The organism is Bacillus sonorensis NBRC 101234 = KCTC 13918, from assembly GCF_001592005.1.
Taxonomy (GTDB): Bacteria; Bacillota; Bacilli; order Bacillales; family Bacillaceae; genus Bacillus; species Bacillus sonorensis.
The window spans coordinates 62399-79787 of sequence record NZ_BCVZ01000006.1; the positions used below are offsets into that span (position 1 = coordinate 62399).

The 17389-nt window shown below is 45.8% G+C and carries 18 protein-coding genes, 1 tRNA gene and 1 pseudogene; 10 read left to right on the forward strand and 10 right to left on the reverse strand.

The window, feature by feature from the left end; genetic code table 11:
* Positions 1-23: 23 nt before the first annotated feature.
* The gene (locus tag BTR1S_RS09710) at positions 24-1643 is read left to right on the forward strand and encodes a SulP family inorganic anion transporter (protein ID WP_029419565.1); all 1620 of its coding nucleotides are present in this window, start codon (positions 24-26) and stop codon (positions 1641-1643) included.
* 44 nt (positions 1644-1687) lie between these two features.
* On the opposite strand, the gene BTR1S_RS09715 is transcribed toward BTR1S_RS09710, so the two are convergent.
* The gene (locus tag BTR1S_RS09715) at positions 1688-2665 is read right to left on the reverse strand and encodes an HD domain-containing protein (protein ID WP_006639188.1); all 978 of its coding nucleotides are present in this window, start codon (positions 2663-2665) and stop codon (positions 1688-1690) included.
* Positions 2655-2984, reverse strand: coding sequence for a MazG nucleotide pyrophosphohydrolase domain-containing protein (locus BTR1S_RS09720; protein ID WP_029419564.1), 330 nt, complete (start codon positions 2982-2984; stop codon positions 2655-2657). Before BTR1S_RS09720 ends, BTR1S_RS09715 begins: the two co-directional genes overlap by 11 nt.
* A gap of 110 nt (positions 2985-3094) precedes the next feature.
* Between BTR1S_RS09720 and BTR1S_RS09725 the strand changes: the two genes are divergently transcribed.
* Positions 3095-3670: an LOG family protein gene (locus BTR1S_RS09725; RefSeq protein WP_006639186.1), complete on the forward strand. Its 576-nt coding sequence runs from the start codon at positions 3095-3097 to the stop codon at positions 3668-3670.
* A gap of 28 nt (positions 3671-3698) precedes the next feature.
* Positions 3699-4304 (forward strand): DJ-1/PfpI family protein, encoded by a 606-nt coding sequence (locus tag BTR1S_RS09730; RefSeq protein WP_029419563.1) that lies wholly within the window; start codon positions 3699-3701, stop codon positions 4302-4304.
* Between the two features lie 44 nt (positions 4305-4348).
* On the opposite strand, the gene clpP is transcribed toward BTR1S_RS09730, so the two are convergent.
* Positions 4349-4945: an ATP-dependent Clp endopeptidase proteolytic subunit ClpP gene (gene clpP, locus BTR1S_RS09735; RefSeq protein WP_006639184.1), complete on the reverse strand. Its 597-nt coding sequence runs from the start codon at positions 4943-4945 to the stop codon at positions 4349-4351.
* A gap of 251 nt (positions 4946-5196) precedes the next feature.
* Here clpP and BTR1S_RS09740 point away from each other — a divergent pair.
* Positions 5197-5272 (forward strand) — tRNA-Arg (locus BTR1S_RS09740).
* Between the two features lie 74 nt (positions 5273-5346).
* On the opposite strand, the gene BTR1S_RS09745 is transcribed toward BTR1S_RS09740, so the two are convergent.
* Both BTR1S_RS09745 and BTR1S_RS09750 read right to left on the reverse strand, forming a co-directional pair.
* Positions 5347-5778 carry an SMI1/KNR4 family protein gene (locus BTR1S_RS09745; protein ID WP_006639183.1) on the reverse strand — a complete coding sequence of 144 codons (432 nt, stop codon included), beginning with the start codon at positions 5776-5778 and terminating at the stop codon, positions 5347-5349.
* Positions 5779-5811: 33 nt separating this feature from the next.
* Positions 5812-6240 (reverse strand): hypothetical protein, encoded by a 429-nt coding sequence (locus tag BTR1S_RS09750; protein ID WP_029419562.1) that lies wholly within the window; start codon positions 6238-6240, stop codon positions 5812-5814.
* Between the two features lie 150 nt (positions 6241-6390).
* On the opposite strand from BTR1S_RS09750, the pseudogene BTR1S_RS23210 reads away from it, so the two are divergent.
* Both BTR1S_RS23210 and BTR1S_RS22485 read left to right on the forward strand, forming a co-directional pair.
* A pseudogene (locus BTR1S_RS23210) lies at positions 6391-6867 on the forward strand (SDR family NAD(P)-dependent oxidoreductase).
* Positions 6849-7079: an SDR family oxidoreductase gene (locus BTR1S_RS22485; RefSeq protein ID WP_006639180.1), complete on the forward strand. Its 231-nt coding sequence runs from the start codon at positions 6849-6851 to the stop codon at positions 7077-7079. Before BTR1S_RS23210 ends, BTR1S_RS22485 begins: the two are co-directional and overlap by 19 nt.
* A 101-nt stretch (positions 7080-7180) precedes the next feature.
* Here BTR1S_RS22485 and levB read toward each other — a convergent pair whose 3' ends face one another.
* From levB to BTR1S_RS09770, 3 genes are all read right to left on the reverse strand, one after another.
* Positions 7181-8719: a glycoside hydrolase family 32 protein gene (gene levB, locus BTR1S_RS09760; RefSeq protein WP_051056695.1), complete on the reverse strand. Its 1539-nt coding sequence runs from the start codon at positions 8717-8719 to the stop codon at positions 7181-7183.
* A gap of 69 nt (positions 8720-8788) precedes the next feature.
* On the reverse strand, positions 8789-10243 hold the full coding sequence (gene sacB / locus BTR1S_RS09765; protein ID WP_006639178.1) for a levansucrase: 1455 nt from the start codon (positions 10241-10243) through the stop codon (positions 8789-8791).
* A 375-nt stretch (positions 10244-10618) separates the two neighbouring features.
* Entirely contained in the window at positions 10619-11710 is a 1092-nt protein-coding gene (locus tag BTR1S_RS09770) for an NADH-dependent flavin oxidoreductase (RefSeq protein WP_029419560.1), read from the reverse strand.
* Positions 11711-11884: 174 nt separating this feature from the next.
* Between BTR1S_RS09770 and BTR1S_RS09775 the strand changes: the two genes are divergently transcribed.
* Complete coding sequence (locus BTR1S_RS09775) at positions 11885-12217, forward strand: winged helix-turn-helix transcriptional regulator (RefSeq protein WP_006639176.1); 333 nt, start codon at positions 11885-11887, stop codon at positions 12215-12217.
* A 51-nt stretch (positions 12218-12268) separates the two neighbouring features.
* On the opposite strand, the gene BTR1S_RS09780 is transcribed toward BTR1S_RS09775, so the two are convergent.
* A complete protein-coding gene (locus tag BTR1S_RS09780) occupies positions 12269-12793 on the reverse strand; it encodes an NAD(P)H-dependent oxidoreductase (RefSeq protein WP_006639175.1) in 525 nt (174 codons plus the stop codon).
* Between the two features lie 395 nt (positions 12794-13188).
* Positions 13189-13647 carry an HTH-type transcriptional regulator SlrR gene (gene slrR / locus BTR1S_RS09785; protein ID WP_006639174.1) on the reverse strand — a complete coding sequence of 153 codons (459 nt, stop codon included), beginning with the start codon at positions 13645-13647 and terminating at the stop codon, positions 13189-13191.
* Between the two features lie 236 nt (positions 13648-13883).
* Between slrR and BTR1S_RS09790 the strand changes: the two genes are divergently transcribed.
* From BTR1S_RS09790 to BTR1S_RS09800, 3 genes are all read left to right on the forward strand, one after another.
* Positions 13884-14636: a YveK family protein gene (locus BTR1S_RS09790; RefSeq protein WP_029419559.1), complete on the forward strand. Its 753-nt coding sequence runs from the start codon at positions 13884-13886 to the stop codon at positions 14634-14636.
* A complete protein-coding gene (locus BTR1S_RS09795; RefSeq protein WP_006639172.1) occupies positions 14626-15309 on the forward strand; it encodes a CpsD/CapB family tyrosine-protein kinase in 684 nt (227 codons plus the stop codon). The genes BTR1S_RS09790 and BTR1S_RS09795 overlap by 11 nt, the downstream gene beginning before the upstream one ends.
* 260 nt (positions 15310-15569) lie before the next feature.
* Positions 15570-17387, forward strand: a complete 1818-nt coding sequence (locus tag BTR1S_RS09800; protein ID WP_034326684.1) for a polysaccharide biosynthesis protein — start codon at positions 15570-15572, stop codon at positions 17385-17387.
* Positions 17388-17389: the final 2 nt, after the last annotated feature.

A 17389-nucleotide genomic window follows, 5' to 3' on the forward strand; every position in this document is an offset into this window, starting at 1 on the left:
TCATAATGGGGAGGATTGAATGAATGCTACGTTTTTCCGGCAGATTTGAAGGGTACAACTTAAAGCGGTTTCAAAAAGACATTGTAGCTGGAATGGTGGTGGGGGTCGTCGCGATTCCGCTCGGAATGGCTTTTGCCATCGCCTCGGGTGTAAAACCTGAGCACGGTCTTTACACTGTGATCGTGGCCGGTATATTGATTTCGCTGCTTGGCGGGTCAAAATACCAGATTGGCGGGCCTACGGGCGCATTTGTGCCAATTTTGTTCGCGATCGTTTTGCAGTATGGCTTTGAAAATTTGTTGATCGCCGGCTTTATGGCCGGAGCGATATTGGTCATATTGGGGCTGCTGAAGCTCGGAAAGATTATGAAGTTTATTCCCCGGCCGGTAATTATCGGTTTTACCGCCGGAATCGCGATGATTATTTTCACCGGGGAAATCGCAAAATTTTTAGGTTTGAGAAATGTTGAAAAGCATGAAAGCTTCTATATGAATATGAGAGAGATTGTCATCAATTTGGATACACTCAGCTTTTACAGTGTGTTGACGGCTGTCGTATCGCTCTTCTTTGTGCTGTTCACGCCGAAGGTATTGCCCAAAGTTCCCGGTGCGCTGGCCGGTCTATTGGTATCGACGCTGATGGCGACAACGTTTTTTCCGGAGCACATCGTCACGATCGGCTCAGCATACGGAGAAATACCGCGCAATTTGCCGAGCTTTCAATTTCCGGAGCTTTCTTTGGAAAAGATCGTATACTTGCTGCCTCCGGCTTTGATGATCGCGATGTTAGGGGGAATCGAGTCTCTGCTTTCCGCGATGGTTGCGGATAACATGAAAGGGACAAGGCATGACAGCAATAAAGAGCTTGTCGGTCAGGGAATCGCCAACATGGCGGCTCCGCTTTTAGGCGGTATTCCGGCGACAGGAGCGATCGCCCGGACGGCGACAAATATTAGGACAGGCGCCGCTTCGCCGTTATCAGGAGTGGTTCACGGCGTATTCGTTCTGCTCGTCCTCCTGTTGTTTGCTCCATATGCATCCCTGATTCCGCTTGCAAGCATGGCGCCGATTTTGATGGTTGTCGCATGGAATATGAGTGAGCGGAAAGAGTTTGCCAACATTTTAAGGATTAAAAATTCGGATTCGGTTGTTCTCGTCGTCACGTTTTTACTGACAGTATGGCAAGATCTTGTTTTCGGGGTGGCCGCCGGCATTTTATTGGCGATTATCACCTTTATCGCAAGAATGAGCAAATCGTTTCGCATTCAGAATGATGCCTCAGAGGCGATCATTCAGGCTGCGGCTTCAGGGGAGGAAAAGAAGTTTCACAGATCAGTCAGCATCTATTCGGTTGAAGGGCCGCTGTTCTTCGGTTCGTCAAATTCGTTAGAGGATTCGATCCTGAATAAAAAGCACATGCCAAAACTGTTGATCCTTCTGATGAATAAAGTGGACTATATGGATTCTTCAGCAGAAGGAAGCCTGATGACGATCGTCAACAGAGTGCATCAGCAAAACGGAAAGGTGATGATTGTCGGACTTCAGCAGCAGCCGCGGGAGCTGCTTCATAAAACAGGGCTGTTTCATAAAATCGGCAAGCAGCACTTTGTAGACCGGCCTGAGCAAATATTTGATGTCACATAAACACAGCAAAGAAGCCTGTTCCGAAAAAGCGGAACAGGCTGTTGTTATTCCGTCACTTTGACAAAGGCTCCTTTTTTCATCTTATCGGCGGCTCTTTCCTTCATTCGGCGGACGTTTTCCGAAAGGGCGGAGGCCGGCGTTTTGTCTCCCTGGTGGATGACGCTTGGATCAATGTTCCTTGTTTTTAATGTTTTATGAAATGTGAAATCATCCGGATTCCCTTGTTTGACGTGCTGTTTTGCCGTGGTCAGCCTGTCCAATTGGCTATGCAGGCGGGAGTCTTGCTTTAACACAGCAAGCAGTTCATCATCTGTTTTGAGGACATCCTGTACGCTGATCAATTCCATCTCCAGCGCTTGCTTTAATACACTGCTTACGGTATCCAGCCCGTACAGATTTAATGGATTCATAAAAAAACCGATCACTTCTTTATAATAAAGGTCGGTAAACCATTCCGCAGCTTCAATGGATGTGCAGCATATTTCCCCTGCAAAAACCGTCAGCCCCGTCTGCAAAAATGTTGCGATTTCGTCTTTGTTTGCAAAGCCGTAGGCAAAGGAATCGCGCAGTGTATAATCGATGCGGTCCGCACACAAGGCGGGAGCGGGCCGCTCAAGAAGCGTCCATTTTCGATCGTCGTCAAGCAGCTCCTCATGATTGAATCCATATGTATGCAGAATCTCCGGTATAGCGGAATGACTGACCCATGTTGCAAAGATTTGCTCGTGGTAATCTTCATTCTCTATGTTGAATACATCGTCAACTACATGGGAAAAGGCAGTATGTGAGACATCATGAAGCAGGCCGGCTATTTGTTCCTCAAGGCTTCCGCCAAGCTGTCGAATCAATAGCATGACACCCAGGCTGTGTTCGAAGCGAGTGATATTCCATCCGGGATGTACGAGAAAGCTCGCCCCTCCCTGATGAACCCCCTTTAGCCGCTGAACGGCTTCTGAGCGGATCAAATCGCTTAGCACAGGCTCCACATCAGCTTCACCGTAGAGACGGTCATCAATCAGCATACCGTTTTTCCTCAAATCGTTCCGTCAGCTTTTTTCGGTGCGCTTCCATCATTTCTTCAAGAGAGACATCATATAGTCCCGCAAGCATGATCAGGTTTCCCATCACATCACCCATTTCCTCGATGAGTTCCCGTTTTAATTCAGCAGCGGGACGCTTGATTTCATCAGGGCGGTCTCTGCCGATTTCATAGGCTCTGACGGCTCTGGACAGCTCGCCTGCTTCCTCCACTAAAAATCCGATTCTGATGAAAGGGCCGTACTCGCTCCAGCCCCTTTTCTGATAAAATTCTTTTGTCCATCGTTCAGCTTCTGTGATCATATGAAGTCACTCCCATTCTAAACATTCCATTATATTATCGCACACGAAACAAACAATATATAGTACAATGTTAGTTGTTTCGATCAATATATTGAGTTGGAGTGAACAGGATGAAAACGGTATGCGTATATTCGGGATCAAATATGGGAGAAAATCCGGAATACAAAAGAAAAGCGGCAGAGCTAGGCGCTTTTATGGCTGAAAAAGGGCTCCGTCTCGTATACGGCGGTTCCAGGATGGGCCTGATGGGGGTGATTGCAGATACCGTGCTGGAAAACGGCGGTGAAGTGATCGGCGTGATGCCGAAAGGCCTTTTTAAAGGGGAGGTGGTCCATCAACAGTTGACAGAACTAATTGAAGTCAGCGGTATGCATGAACGCAAAGCGAAAATGATGGAACTCTCCGACGGGTTTATCGCCATGCCTGGCGGGTTCGGCACTTTTGAAGAGTTGTTTGAAGTGCTTTGCTGGGCGCAAATCGGCATTCATCAGAAGCCGATCGGACTCTATAATATAAGCGGGTATTTTGAACCGCTGCTTGAGATGCTCAAACACAGCGTGCAAGAAGGCTTTTCAAACGAGTCCCACCTGCAGCTGATTTACGCTTCATCAAAAGCGGAGGAACTGATTGGAAAGATGAGTGATTATCATTATCCGGTATTGGAGAAAAAGTGGAAGGATTTATAATAGAAAGAAGAAAAGGGAGATGGTGCGGATGAAAAAGAGATGGAAGGCCGGCTTGCTGCTGTTTGATGAAGTAGAGGTGCTGGATTTTGCGGGGCCGTTTGAAGTGTTTTCAGTGACGGCGGCTGAAGATGGAGGGGAAGAGCGGCCGTTCGAGGTCAAAACGATCTCTGAAACAGGTGAAGCTGTGACGGCAAGAAACGGCTTGACGGTCGTGCCTGATTTTTCAATCGAGAATGCGCCGCGTTTTGATATATTGATCATTCCGGGCGGACCGGGCGCCAGAAACCGAGAAGTACATAATGACCGGCTCATCGGCTGGATCAAAAAAGAAGCCGAACATACAGAGCTTTTGCTGTCCGTATGCACAGGAGCGCTCCTTTTGGCAAAAGCGGGATTATTACACGGAAAAAGCGCGACAACGCATTGGGCGAGCTATGACAGGCTCGAGCAGGAGTTTCCGGAAGTGAACGTGGTTCGGGGCGTGAAATTCGTTGATGAAGGAAATATCGTCACATCAGGCGGCATATCGGCAGGGATCAACATGTCTTTTCATATCGTCAAACGGCTTCTCGGTGAAGAAACGGCAAGGCAAACGGCAAAACGGATGGAGTATGACAGTCCGTTTGGTCCGTAAAAAAGAAAGAGCCGCCGGATCGCTCCGGCAGCTCTTGTTGCTGCTTACTTTTGCGCATCGATGTTGCGCGTCAGCACTTTATCGATTAAGCCATATTCTTTGGCTTCTTCAGCTGTTTTGAAGTTGTCGCGGTCCGTATCGCGCTCGATGATTTCGAGCGGCTGGCCGGTGCGTTCAGAAAGGATTTTGTTCAGTTTGTCGCGCAATGAAAGAATACGTTTTGCCGCGATTTCGATTTCAGTCGCCTGGCCTTGCGCTCCGCCCAGCGGCTGGTGAATCATCACTTCACTGTTTGGAAGGGCATAGCGTTTTCCTTTCTCACCGGCAGCAAGAAGGAATGCACCCATGGACGCCGCCATTCCCGTGCAAATTGTGGAAACTTGCGGTTTAATAAATTGCATCGTGTCATAGATCGCCATACCGGCAGTAATAGAACCGCCCGGGCTGTTAATGTAAATGCTGATATCTTTTTCAGGATCTTCAGCTTCAAGGAATAAAAGCTGTGATACAATGGAGTTCGCAACATTGTCATCGATAGCTGACCCCAGCATGATGATACGGTCTTTCAGCAGGCGTGAGTAGATGTCATAAGCTCTTTCCCCGCGATTCGTCTGTTCAATGACTGTAGGTATTAAATTCATAATGCTCCTCCTTCACCTTAAAAGGTAAGTATGTAGTTTAATCATACATTTTTGGTCAATAAAGGTCAAACAAAAAGCAGCCTTCATGAAAAAGACATACTGAGCATTATGTTTCCCACTTTTGAAGAAATTCAAACAGGCAGGGCAGACCGGTACTGTCATAAATATAAAGGCGATTTTAAATGATATTGTGATTGACTTCTTGTAGATAAGCCCTTATAATATAAATTGCTGACGTTAAAGAATATTATGCGCTCGTAGCTCAGCTGGATAGAGCGGTGGTTTCCGGTACCACGTCTGCCGGGGGTTCGAATCCCTCCGAGCGCGTCATATACAATCGAAAAAAGACAAGGATTAGGCGAAGTGCCGTCCTTGTCTTTTTTTTTAGCAATGAAGGCATCTCATATGTCAAACCAGTCATTGTCGATCGCGTTTTCAATTTCTTCCAGGATAAATTCGTAAAAATGATCGGCTGTATGGTAGATTCCTTCTTCATACGCGCTCCAATTGACAACGGGACACTCGCCATCCTTCATCTTTTCGGTATCAAGACAATAACAGTATTCGTCAACATCCTGGATGACGACGTACCCTTTTGGAATGTGAAAAGACTTAAAGGATTGGTGATCTGCCAATATGTCACTGCACCCGTTCAAGTCAATTCCATCGCCCCCGCCGCCGAATTCTTTTAAAAACCATTTGAAGCTCTGGGGAAATGTCACCTGAAGCTTTTTTTCCGTTTCTTGAATCACTTCTTCGCTTTGCTTCTCAAACGTGTGCTCACGCTGATGTTCTTTTAACAGCTGTTTGATTTTACTTTTGTACGTTTCCAATTGAATTCCCCTCCCAGGACCATTTTAACAGCTTTAATCATTCACACCCAATTCAAGCGCATACACTGAATCGGACCCAACGAAGACAAAGTTGGTGCAATACATAAAAAACACACCGCACTCGGATTCTAATTCATATATTTGCACATCATCGCTTAGAAATTGAAACAGGTGCTGAACGAATGCTTGAGTTTGATCGTCTTCGTCAATGGATTTTTCGCCTTTTGTTTCATTTTCTTTTTCAAAAAACCAGTAATTGATTGCTTTTATTAATGTTTCTTTTGAACAGGGTTTATACCCTAATACATCTGTCACACCTTGAAAGGTGAAAGCGTCTATAATGGAAGCGTGCAAATCGTGTTTGTCTTCCATTTTTCTCATTTCAAACGTGTACCCATGGTTTGTTCTATGATTTACTTCTTCCATTGCCTTCAAATATCCGTTTAAAAAATCAATTGTCATGTTTTAGGGCCCTTTCTAAACATATCATTTACTATTTACATCTCACGAGGTGCAAATTTGCATATTTCATCATATCATAGCCGGGCCCCTCTTTTTACTTGAATTGCCTGTGAAATCAAAACCGCTCTGGTCACCGGCGCCTCTTCAGGGATCGGTGAAGCCTTTGCCTGTGAGCTTGCCAAAAAAGGGAGTCATCTCATTGTAGCAGCCCGTTCGCACGATAAACTGGAGAAGCTTGCCGTCGAACTGGAAACAGCGCACAATATAAAAGCTGTGCCCATTCCGATTGATCTTTCGGCAGGCGACGCCCCTGGAAAACTCGAGGAGGAAGTAAAACGCCGGGGGCCTGCAGGTTGATATTTTGATTAATAATGCGGCTTCTGCATGCAAGGGGTGGTTAAACACAATTCACGCGCGCGTTTATTACAAGAAATCCAGCTGAATGTTGCGTCACTCACGGATTTGACGCATCAGCTGATCAGAGGCATGAGCGAGAGTAAAAACGGCATCATTGTGAATGTTGCTTCTCTTACCGCTTTTCAGCCTGCGCCTTATATGGCCGTCTATGCGGCAACAAAAGCGTATGTGCTGTCTTTTGCTGAAGCTTTATGGGCAGTAAACCAGTAAACCGAGGTAACGGCGTAAAAGTGCTGGCCTTATGTCCGGGGGAGACGGACACTGCGTTTTTCAGCGCATCTGGAGCAGATGAATCATTTACCCGCAAACGGATGTCGCCGATTGAGGTCGTCCATGCCGCGTTTAAAGGAATGGAACACGGAAAGAGTTCGGTAATTGCAGGCAGGGTGAACTACCGTCAGCACAGGGGCCCCGTTTGTTAACCCGTCCATGCGGTGCTGAATATTTCTGAACGTGTTTTTCGCGCGCCACTACTCATGCGGTGCAAAAAAACAGGTGCCTGTCTAAGCAGCACCTGTTTTTGTCATTCAAAATGTTTAACTGTTAAATGTTCAAAGACAGCCGTCCCGTTTTCGGTAAAAAGCGTGATCCCTTTATCATGTAACTTGGGAAAAGCCTGATTTGACTGAGTGATCCGGCCGTCGTCTATAAACAGTTCTACCGTCGTTTTATCAACGATGACCGTTATATGGGCCTTCTTTTTGCTTGCATCAAAGGGCGCTCTGCTTTCTAGATAAGTTCGGGTGCTGTCGGGCTGTCCTGTGAAACCTCTGTTGACATAAGAATATCCGCCTTGGACAAAAATGCCCGCATCAATGTGTCGTTTTTGATTTTCCGATTCCCTCAGTCTGATGCCAACGTTTTTGATATCAGACCATGAGATATCAGCATCGAGCCGGTAAGTATCGCCTTTGACGGGAAGCGTTTTTGATCCATTGACCTTAATTTTTTCATCATATTCGGTTGAAACGGTTAATTTGTCTAATTGGCTGATGGGCTGTGACGCCAGGCTGTATATATTATCTTCATAATGTTTTAATTGAAGCTGCCGCACGATCGAATCAGTTCCGTTAAACCCTTCTTGCTCTGTCGGCGTATCATTTGAATAATCCCAATTATTCATCCAGGCCAGTGCGTACCGTTTCGCATATTTATCGCTTGACTCACCGTCTTCAAACGTCACGCCTGCATACCAGTCGAATCCGTAATCAAGCCATTGCGGTTCTTCGTGATCTGCAGCAAAATCCTTTCCGTTATAGCTTCCGGTCCAATATGCAAATGTATTCGGTTTTCCGGAAGGCTTGGCATTGGCACTCGCGCCGAGCACCCACTTGTATGTCCCGTCATTTGCCCGCATCTTGAAGAGATCAGGACATTCCACAATGCCGATGTTGTTCGTCTGAAATCCGCCTGTGTAGCGCCATTCCTTTAAATTCCGAGATTCATAAAAACCGATTTTCGTTCCTTCCGCGAGCGCCATGACCCATTTTTGCTCCTGCTCGTCCCAGATCACTTTCGGATCTCTGAAATCAACCGAACCAGGGTTTGCCAATACCGGTTTTTCCCCGTAAGGAGCAAACGTTTTTCCTCCGTTTGTGCTGTACCATAAAAATTGTTCTTCTTTGCCGCTGTCCGCAGATGGCTGCGTCATAATGGCCACGATCGCTCCTTTTCCAAAACCGGCTGTGTTGTTCGAATCAACAACGACAGATCCGGACCATGGGTCACCATTTTTATTTGTATATTTAGGAATGGCAACCCCCTCATCCTCCCAGTGCACCAAATCGCTTGATGACGCATGGCGCCACTCCGTTCCATTTCCTTTCGGATAATCGCGGTTATAGAGATAATAGTAGTGGTACTTTCCATTAAAATAAACAGGCTTCTGGGGATCATTTTTCCATTTGTCGGGAGTGGTTAAATGAAATGCGGCACGATACGTAGATCCTGATTGAGTTTTTTGTGTTTTTTCCGTTTTTTCCGTTTGGCTGGCCGGCAACAGCATGGCCATGAAGATGCCGGCACAAATGCTTAAAACAAACATTTTTTGATTCAAACTCATTCCCCGCTTTAATTCTGAGATGACATACGAAAGAAAATGCCGGTCATAATCGGCATTTTCTTTTTTTGGTTATTCATTTATTGTTAATTGTCCTTGTTCAAGAATGCTGTTTTGAACAACGGATGTTTTTGATCCTTTGATGTTCAGCAAGAAGCTTGGCGCAAACGTCGCGTGATGCTCGTTCGAAATTCCTCTGTTTGTGATATAGCTTGTGATCACGACCTGGTTGCCTTTGGCTTGCGGCACCGCAAAGTGTGAATAAGTGAATGTGATGTCATTGTAATCCTGATCCATGTGTAAAACGAGTCCAGATTTGTTTAACGGCTTGAACGGTCCGGTTAGTGAATCTGATACATATCCGAGCATATAGATGTCCTTTGAACCGATGCCGTCGATCGTCATTTTTGAGCCTCTTGAATCTGTGAACAGATACCATTTGCCATTCATTTTAAATAGGTTGGCGCGTTCGATCTCATCTGTTACCGTATTGGAAGCAATCAATGGCTTTTTGACTTTTTTCAATGTGTAATCATCATTTAATTCAATGAATCCGAGTGCGCCATTGGCTAAGGAAGCATTCTTTTTATTCGCCCCTTGCAGGAGTTTGCTGCTTTCTTTTTTGAAGAAGGATTTACCTCCGCCGTAGTAAGCTCTGTTAAAAAGAGAATCCTCGCCTTGATACCCTGTTTTTGTTCCTGTATTGGCTTCAAACACAAGATATTTGTGGCCGCGGTCTTCCACATAATGAGGGTCTCTCAGCGTGTGGTTGTCGCCGGAGCTGTAGTTTCCTTCATCAATGAATTGTTGAACGTTTTGGTAGACTGTACCGTCAGCACCGTCAAATACTGATTTGTAATCTTCCACACCTTCAATTTTGAGAGTGTCGGAATCCGGCTGAGAAAAATTAACTTGCGCCGTTGTCAATGTTTGTTTGCCGTATTGCGTGCCTGAGAAAGCTGTGTAGAACAAGCGGACTTTTCCGTCTTTTGTTAATGTTGCAGAACCTGACCATTCTTGTGTTTGATGTTTAAGGTACGGATCGTCAGGAACGAATTTATCGCTGTCCTTAAACACTCTGCCGGCGTTTTTCCAGCTGTTGATGGATGTATCGCCTTTCTTTTGGTAGAATAGGTAGATAGACGTGTCATCGACGTCTTTCGGGTCTCCCGCCAAGGCGAAAACAAGGTGATAGCCATGGTAGGTTGCAACCGTTCCATCGGCATTTTGCAGCGGCCAGCTGTCCCACACGTCTAAATCAATTAAATTTCCCGAGCGGTCATACCCTTTTGCAGAAGGGATGTTTTTGATAGATTCCGGATCAAATTGAGGGACTTTAAATTGTTCGCTCTTTTGCTGCTCGGGAATTTTCAACATGTCATGTCTTGTAATATGAGAAAATCCGTAGCTTTTCTTGTAATCTTTTGTTCCGCTTTCTTTGGCAAAAGCTTGTGACGCGCCTCCTGTCAGCAGTGCGGTTGCAAAGGTTAAGGCTGCGGCTTGTTTTGCAATCTTTTTGATGTTCATCGAAATTCCTCCCTTTTTTTCATTTTCATGATGGTGTGCATGTCTAAAACATAACGTTGGCCCATTATCACCCCTATCCGCAGGATTGCTGCCGGTTTCTCCAAACCCTTAAGAGAACAGAAAAAAGACCTAAAATGTGTAAGGCTATGTACGGCAAAAAGATGGACTTTGCCCTTCACACATTTTAGGTCTTGCCTGTTTAAACAGTAACAATCCCGACGTTATTGAATTACCATCATTCTAATATAATCGGGTCATGGACTCAACTGGTCTAAGCTCCTCTTTTCCCATACATATTTTTGCAATTGACATTGGTTGTAAGCAAAAAGACTCTATTTTCATATGAATCTATAGTCTATATAAGGGGTCAAATCGTTAATCATTGAAATCAATGTACATCGGGATATTTTCCCAAAAGGCGTCTGGAATCACGAGCTTTCGCTGATCATGTCTTGACAGAGTTGTTTGAATATCGGCCTCTTTCCCGGCTTGGACTTTTTGAAGCCACTCCGGATCCATCAGGAGACCCCGTCCGATTCCGATGAGATCGGCTCCTGTTTTCAGCGCTTGAACGGCATCTTCCGGTATGCGTACTTGCCCGGCTCCGATCAGGGGAATGCGGTCTTGGACGGTTTCTTTGATCAGTTCCATCCGCGTGCGGGATCTGTCTGCACCCCGGCGCGGCAAAGACCGGAAATCAACAAGAGATACGTGCAGGTAATCCAATGCTTGTTTTTGCAGTACATTGACGAAATACAGCGTTTGATCCATCGTGATTCCGGGCGTTTCCGGCTCTTCGGGCGAAAATTTGTAGCCGATGATAAAGGATGGCTGATGACAGCTTTCCGCTACGCGTCTGATTTCTTCTATAATCTGAAGCGGGAATCTCATCCGTTTCTCTAAAGTGCCGCCCCAGCTGTCATTGCGCCGGTTGTAATAAGGAGAGAAGAACTGATGGACGAGAAACCCGTTTGCGCCGTGAATTTCGACTCCGTCAAACCCGGCTTCGATCGCTCTTCGCGCCGCCTGGCCGAAGGCATGGATAAGTTCTTGAATCTCTTGCTCAGATAGTGCCCTTGGCACCGGTGCATCCGGATTTGGAGCGACGGCGCTGGCGCTGACTGTCCGCTCTATACCTTTGGCTCCGGGATGGAAGAGCTGCAGGATCGCTTTTGCTCCATGTTTCTTTAAAGTGGCTGCAAGCCTGGTTAATCCCGGGATTTGATCATCGTGTTCAGCTCCGGGGATGCCGGGGAATCCGGTTCCGGGCTGTATCGTTGTCGCTGACGTGATGGCCATCCCGACATCTGTTGTCCGCGCGGCGTAATAGACCAGTTCGTCATCGGAAATCAATCCTCCCGGCAATGAGGATGAATGCCCCATTGGCGGCATGATGATTCTATTTTTCAATTGGATTCCGTTTTTGAAAGTAAACGGGGTAAATAAGGAAGCGTATTGTTTTTTCATGTTTTTTTCTCCTTTTTGATATAACAATAGCAACCACCGGGAGGCTTCACAAGAACGCAATTTTTTTATATATGCTTTATAAAAATAAACCGTAAGATCGTTCTCTTGAATGCTCTGGTGTCCATATGGTAGGATCAAGTCAAAATTGGCGAATGAAGCAATGGAGGAATTGCTATGAATTCAGCTGTTCAGCATAAAGAATGCTCTGCTTTAATTCATGATGTATTGAAAATTCTCTCGGGTAAATGGTCATTTTTGGTTCTCGCCGAACTCATCCGGGGCAAGCGGCGATTCAACGAGCTCAGAAGAAACTTGGGAAACGTCAACACCAAAGGCTTAACCGACACATTGAGACACCTTGAAGAAAACGGAATGATTTCCCGGCAGGTGTTCCCGACCGTTCCTGTTACTGTCGAATATGCCTTAACGGAAAAAGGTAAGGCTTTCCACAGCATTTTTAAGGAGATGGCCATGTGGGGGGAAAAGTGGATGGATGAACGTGAATGATAGCCGAAGAAATAACAAAACCCGACTTTCCAGAGTCGGGCTTTTTTCGATTTAAAATGACTTCAAAATATGTTCTCTGTACGTTTTTGCGCTTTCAGCCAGCGCGCTTTCACCGATTGAACCGGCCCCGTAAAAAACGTGCGGCGGAAGATAGGTTGCGCCGACAAAATTGCTTGTCGCCTGAAAAGGGCGTAACAGTTCACTAATGGAGTAATGGTTCGATCCTCCTGCCTGATAGGCTTCTTCAGGAGCTCCCGCGGAAACTGCGACCATGAATTCCTTGCCGCGAAGCGCAGTGCCGTTTGTTCCATAAGCCCAGCCGTAAAGCAGGACATGATCCAGCCATTTTTTCAAAAGCGGCGGTGAACTGTACCAATAAAGAGGAAATTGAAACACGATCCGGTCGTGTTCTTCCAGGAGCCGCTGCTCTTTTTCCACATCAATAACCTCATCAGGATATTCTTGATATAGTTCACGGACCGTGATATCGGGTTCGCCTTTCAGTTCTTCCACAAACGTCTTATTCACCACGGACTGTTCCATGTTTGGGTGAACCGCCAGTACTAATACTTTCATTTATTCATCACCTGCTTTCCATTTTATTCAGATTAATTCAAATATCGGGTTTGGTACAACAATTATGCTCAAGGCCTGTCCTTCATCCGGTTGCCGGTGACTAACATCACCCCGTTTAACGGGAATATCGGTTTTTGCTGTGTAAGGAGGATGCCCGAGTCGAGTTTCTTCATTTATAAATAAACATGAGTCAAAAGTCTTTTCACCATAATTGGCTAAAAGACCGTCATGAATAGCTGATTGTACATAAGGCAAACAGGTAAAAACAGAGCAAAAGACGCATGTCATTTTTGCTATTCCAATATTTCACTATTGCGAATTTTTGGTAGTTTCGAATTGGATGTTCACCGTCCAATGCTCTTCGTTATATAAAATCGGAATGAGTGCTGTACAGACTAATGGTTTCTCGTTCTCACCAAGAAGGCCTCTACCTCCTGAACCGTCAATCCCAATTCCTTCGCCTCCGCCATAAGCGCTCTCCATTCTTCGATGTTGGCCTGTGTAAGCTCTCTGCTTCGGAAAAAGGTCCGTTCTTTCTTTTTCTGCTTGAGGCGGTGCGTAAATTGAAACAGTTCTTCCTGATTCATCCCCGCCTGAACGGCCTCTACCAAATGGGTTCTCCATTCATCTTCATGTTCGGCCCGCCGGTAAAGCATTACTTCTGTATCAAACAGCTCTTTTAGTTCCACTTTCAGTGCACGCGAGACTTTTTTGAGAAATTCGACAGAAGGATTTCTGTGAACTCCGCGTTCGATTTTGCTTAAATACGATTTTGAGACGCCTGCAATATCTGCAAGTTGATTAATGGAATAGCCTTTTCTTTTACGGTACATCCGGATGACCTTCCCGATCATATTCATCCTCCCCTTTCCCGTGACCATTCAGTTAAAAACGCTTTCTTGTTCATTATAAGAAATAATTTGTTCTTTATAAAATTCAAAAATTTAAGATATCGACAGAAAACAAAAGAAAACGAACGGATTTGTTCTCTAAAGAGAACTATATAGCTAAATTCAGCATTTTTCAATTCAAATTTTTTCTTTTATAATCCAATCATTAACAAACGGTGTTCCTGAGGAGGCAGTCAAGCATGAAGGAAAACATGGATTTTAAAGAATTGATTGCAATATTGCGGAAAAGAACTGTTCTTATTCTTGTTTTGACAATCGGCGTAACACTGATCAGCGGCATCTTTCAATTCTTTGTGCTGACACCTGTCTATCAGGCTTCGACACAGGTTTTGGTTCATCAAGTCGGTGAGAAAAAAGGGAGTGCCACTTTCAGCGATATTCAAATCAACCTTCAATATACACGGACATTTCAAGCGCTTTTGAAAAATCCGGTGATTCTGGGGCAAGTAAAGGAAGAGCTTCATTTACAGGATTCTGTCGGCAGCTTGAAAGAAAAAATCGTGACGAGCAGTGAAAGTGAATCAGAGATTATCAACATCACGGTTCAGGACAAAAGCCAGGAAAGAGCGGCTAATATAGCGAACACGCTAACGGCTGTTCTCAAGAAAGAAATTAAAAAGATTATGAACACCGATCGTGTAACCGTTCTCTCAAAAGCGGACATCGTCGATTCGCCGACACCGGTCAAGCCGAACTACAAAATGAATATTTTGCTTTCATTTGGCGCGGCCTTAATGGCCGGAATCGCTTTAGCGTTTTTCCTTGATTTTCTCGATGATACGGTAACGCGGCCGTCACAGGTTGAGAAAGAGGCGGGATTCATTTACTTGGGAAGCATTGAACAAATGAAAAACAAAAAAATCAGCTACAGGGGAGACCACAATATGAACATTCGTGTGAAAACGGGAAGGAGTGAGCCGCTTGGGTATTAGAAAAAAACGCTCGAGAAAATACGAGTCGGCGCTAGTCGCTTTGCATCAGCCAAATACACCCATTGTCGAACAATATCGGACGATCCGGACGAACATCGAGTTTTCTTCTTTTGAAAAGCCGTTCAGATCATTATTGATCACGTCGGGTCTCCCGGGAGAAGGCAAGTCGTTCTCCGCCGCTAACCTGGCGGTCGTTTTTTCACAGCAGGAAAAAAAGGTTCTTCTCATAGACGCGGACATAAGAAAGCCGACGATCCACAAAATTTTTGAGCTTGATAACCATTGCGGCGTTACGAACGTGCTGATGAGAAAATCGTATCTGGAAAACGTTGTTCAGCAAAGCCAGGCGGAAAATCTCCATGTGCTGACAAGCGGACCGATCCCGCCGAACCCGGCTGAACTATTATCATCACAGGCGATGGAGGACCTGCTTGAAGAAGCGTACAAGCAATATGATCTTGTGATTCTCGATTCTCCTCCGCTTTTACCGGTTGCCGATGCGCAAATCCTGGCGAATCAGGTGGATGGGAGCATCCTTGTCATCTTGAGCGGAAAAACAAAGCTTGATAATGCGATTAAGGCAAGAGATGCGCTCAATTCCTCCAAAAGCGAGCTGCTTGGCGCCGTCTTAAACGGAAGGAAAGTAAAAAAAGCGCGTCAATATAACTATTAACGGTTCAGACCCGCCGCATATGGCCGGGAAAAGGTGATGTCTTCCTTACCTTTATCAATGGGGGCACTCGGCTCTACCGTGGGCAGCTTCTGCAGCTGCCTTAGATGCAAGTCATCGATGGCTGGGCGTGAGGGCGGGTTAAATGCCCATTTTATTGTATGTACTTTTGATTTCGATTCATTCGTTCGTATCTTTTTAGCTGATGGGATTTTGCCTGGAAAAATCCCGGCAGCTAGTAAGATACATGAGGAGGTAGGAAATTGACATACCGGAGAAGGCTTTCCATCATCACCGCACTAGATTCATACCTGGTTTTGCTGTCCATTTTTATCGGGTATCAGCTGATTTTGCCATCATATGAACTATACCCTTCAGAAATGCTGCTGATGACCTCGCTGATTCTGCTCGGCGCCCAGCATTTATTTGCCCATTGCTTTCATCTTTATAAAAAAGTTTGGGAATATGCGAGCGTTGGGGAGTTATGCGTCTTATTAAAATCAATTACACTATCCCATTTGGCGGCGGTGTTCATTGAATTGCTGTTCTTTCAAAACGTTCCGGTCCGTCTGCTGTGTTTAAGCTGGCTTTTTCAATTGCTTTTGATCGGCGGATCGCGAATGATGTGGCGGATTATCAGGGAGCAGGTGAACAAAGGAAGCAAGGAATCTGCCAGAGCCCTTATCATCGGCGCCGGCTCAGCCGGCAGTTTAATCGCGAAACAGCTTTTCCAGAAACACGAATTGAATATCGAACCCGTCGCTTTTATTGATGATGACAAAACGAAGCACAGGCTTGAAATCATGGGCCTCCCCGTTTTGGGAGGAAAAGATGAGATTGTTCACGCGGTCCGGCAAATGAATATTGACATGATCATCATCGCCATTCCGTCCTTAACGGTCTCCCAAATGCAGGAGATGTATAAAGCGTGCGCACAAACGGGCGTGAAAACGCAAATCATGCCGAAGATCGATGAGATTTTGCTTGGCAGACACCCTGTTGATCAGCTCCGTGAAGTCAAGGCAGAGGATCTCCTCGGAAGGGAGCCTGTTCAGCTTGATACGAGCGAAATCTCCAATACGGTGAAAGACCGCGTCGTTCTTGTCACAGGTGCGGGAGGATCGATCGGCTCGGAAATCTGCCGGCAGATCAGCAAATTTAAACCGAAATCGATTATTTTGGTCGGCCATGGAGAAAACAGCATCCACTCTATATTGCTTGAGTTAACAGAGAAATTCGGAACCAATGTCAGCTATTATCCCGAGATCGCCGACATTCAGGACAGAGAGAAAATGTTTTTGCTGATCGAGCGCTATAAGCCGAATGTCATTTACCATGCCGCTGCACACAAGCATGTCCCGCTGATGGAAAAATGTCCGAAAGAAGCGGTTAAAAACAATATTCTCGGCACTAAAAACGTTGCTGAAGCGGCTGATCAGGCAGGGGTGGAAACATTTGTCCTCATTTCGTCCGACAAAGCGGTCAATCCCGCCAATATCATGGGCGCGACAAAGCGGTTTGCGGAAATGCTGATTATGAATCTCGGCAAAACGAGCAAAACCAAATTCGTCGCCGTCCGCTTCGGCAATGTGCTCGGCAGCAGGGGAAGCGTCATCCCGATTTTCAAAAAGCAAATCGCGAAAGGCGGACCGGTAACCGTTACACACCAGGATATGACCCGGTATTTTATGACGATCCCGGAGGCTTCAAGGCTTGTCATTCAAGCGGGGGCGCTTGCCAAAGGAAGACAGATATTCGTGCTTGATATGGGAGATCCGGTGAAAATCGTCGATCTTGCCAAAAATCTGATTCAGCTGTCAGGCTACACGACAGACCAGATCAAAATCGAATTTACCGGCATACGCCCGGGCGAAAAAATGTATGAAGAGCTGCTCAACCAAAATGAAGTGCTGGCTGAACAGGTGTTTCCGAAAATTCATGTCGGCAAGGCGGTCGATGCTGAATGGACAGTACTTAAAACATTTATGGAAGAGTTCATGTATCTGTCGGACTGCGAGCTGAGAGACCGGTTGTTCAGCGCTATCGGACAGCATGAGAAAAAACTGGTGACAGCGCATTAGGA

Coding starts and splice junctions, on each gene's coding strand:
- BTR1S_RS09710 (WP_029419565.1), top strand. CDS start 24: ATGCTACGTTTTTCCGGCAGATTTGAAGGGTACAACTTAAAGCGGTTT.
- BTR1S_RS09715 (WP_006639188.1), bottom strand. CDS start 2,665: ATGCTGATTGATGACCGTCTCTACGGTGAAGCTGATGTGGAGCCTGTG.
- BTR1S_RS09720 (WP_029419564.1), bottom strand. CDS start 2,984: ATGATCACAGAAGCTGAACGATGGACAAAAGAATTTTATCAGAAAAGG.
- BTR1S_RS09725 (WP_006639186.1), top strand. CDS start 3,095: ATGAAAACGGTATGCGTATATTCGGGATCAAATATGGGAGAAAATCCG.
- BTR1S_RS09730 (WP_029419563.1), top strand. CDS start 3,699: ATGAAAAAGAGATGGAAGGCCGGCTTGCTGCTGTTTGATGAAGTAGAG.
- clpP (WP_006639184.1), bottom strand. CDS start 4,945: ATGAATTTAATACCTACAGTCATTGAACAGACGAATCGCGGGGAAAGA.
- BTR1S_RS09750 (WP_029419562.1), bottom strand. CDS start 6,240: ATGACAATTGATTTTTTAAACGGATATTTGAAGGCAATGGAAGAAGTA.
- BTR1S_RS22485 (WP_006639180.1), top strand. CDS start 6,849: ATGGGCAGTAAACCAGTAAACCGAGGTAACGGCGTAAAAGTGCTGGCC.
- levB (WP_051056695.1), bottom strand. CDS start 8,719: ATGAGTTTGAATCAAAAAATGTTTGTTTTAAGCATTTGTGCCGGCATC.
- sacB (WP_006639178.1), bottom strand. CDS start 10,243: ATGAACATCAAAAAGATTGCAAAACAAGCCGCAGCCTTAACCTTTGCA.
- BTR1S_RS09770 (WP_029419560.1), bottom strand. CDS start 11,710: ATGAAAAAACAATACGCTTCCTTATTTACCCCGTTTACTTTCAAAAAC.
- BTR1S_RS09775 (WP_006639176.1), top strand. CDS start 11,885: ATGAATTCAGCTGTTCAGCATAAAGAATGCTCTGCTTTAATTCATGAT.
- BTR1S_RS09780 (WP_006639175.1), bottom strand. CDS start 12,793: ATGAAAGTATTAGTACTGGCGGTTCACCCAAACATGGAACAGTCCGTG.
- slrR (WP_006639174.1), bottom strand. CDS start 13,647: ATGATCGGGAAGGTCATCCGGATGTACCGTAAAAGAAAAGGCTATTCC.
- BTR1S_RS09790 (WP_029419559.1), top strand. CDS start 13,884: ATGAAGGAAAACATGGATTTTAAAGAATTGATTGCAATATTGCGGAAA.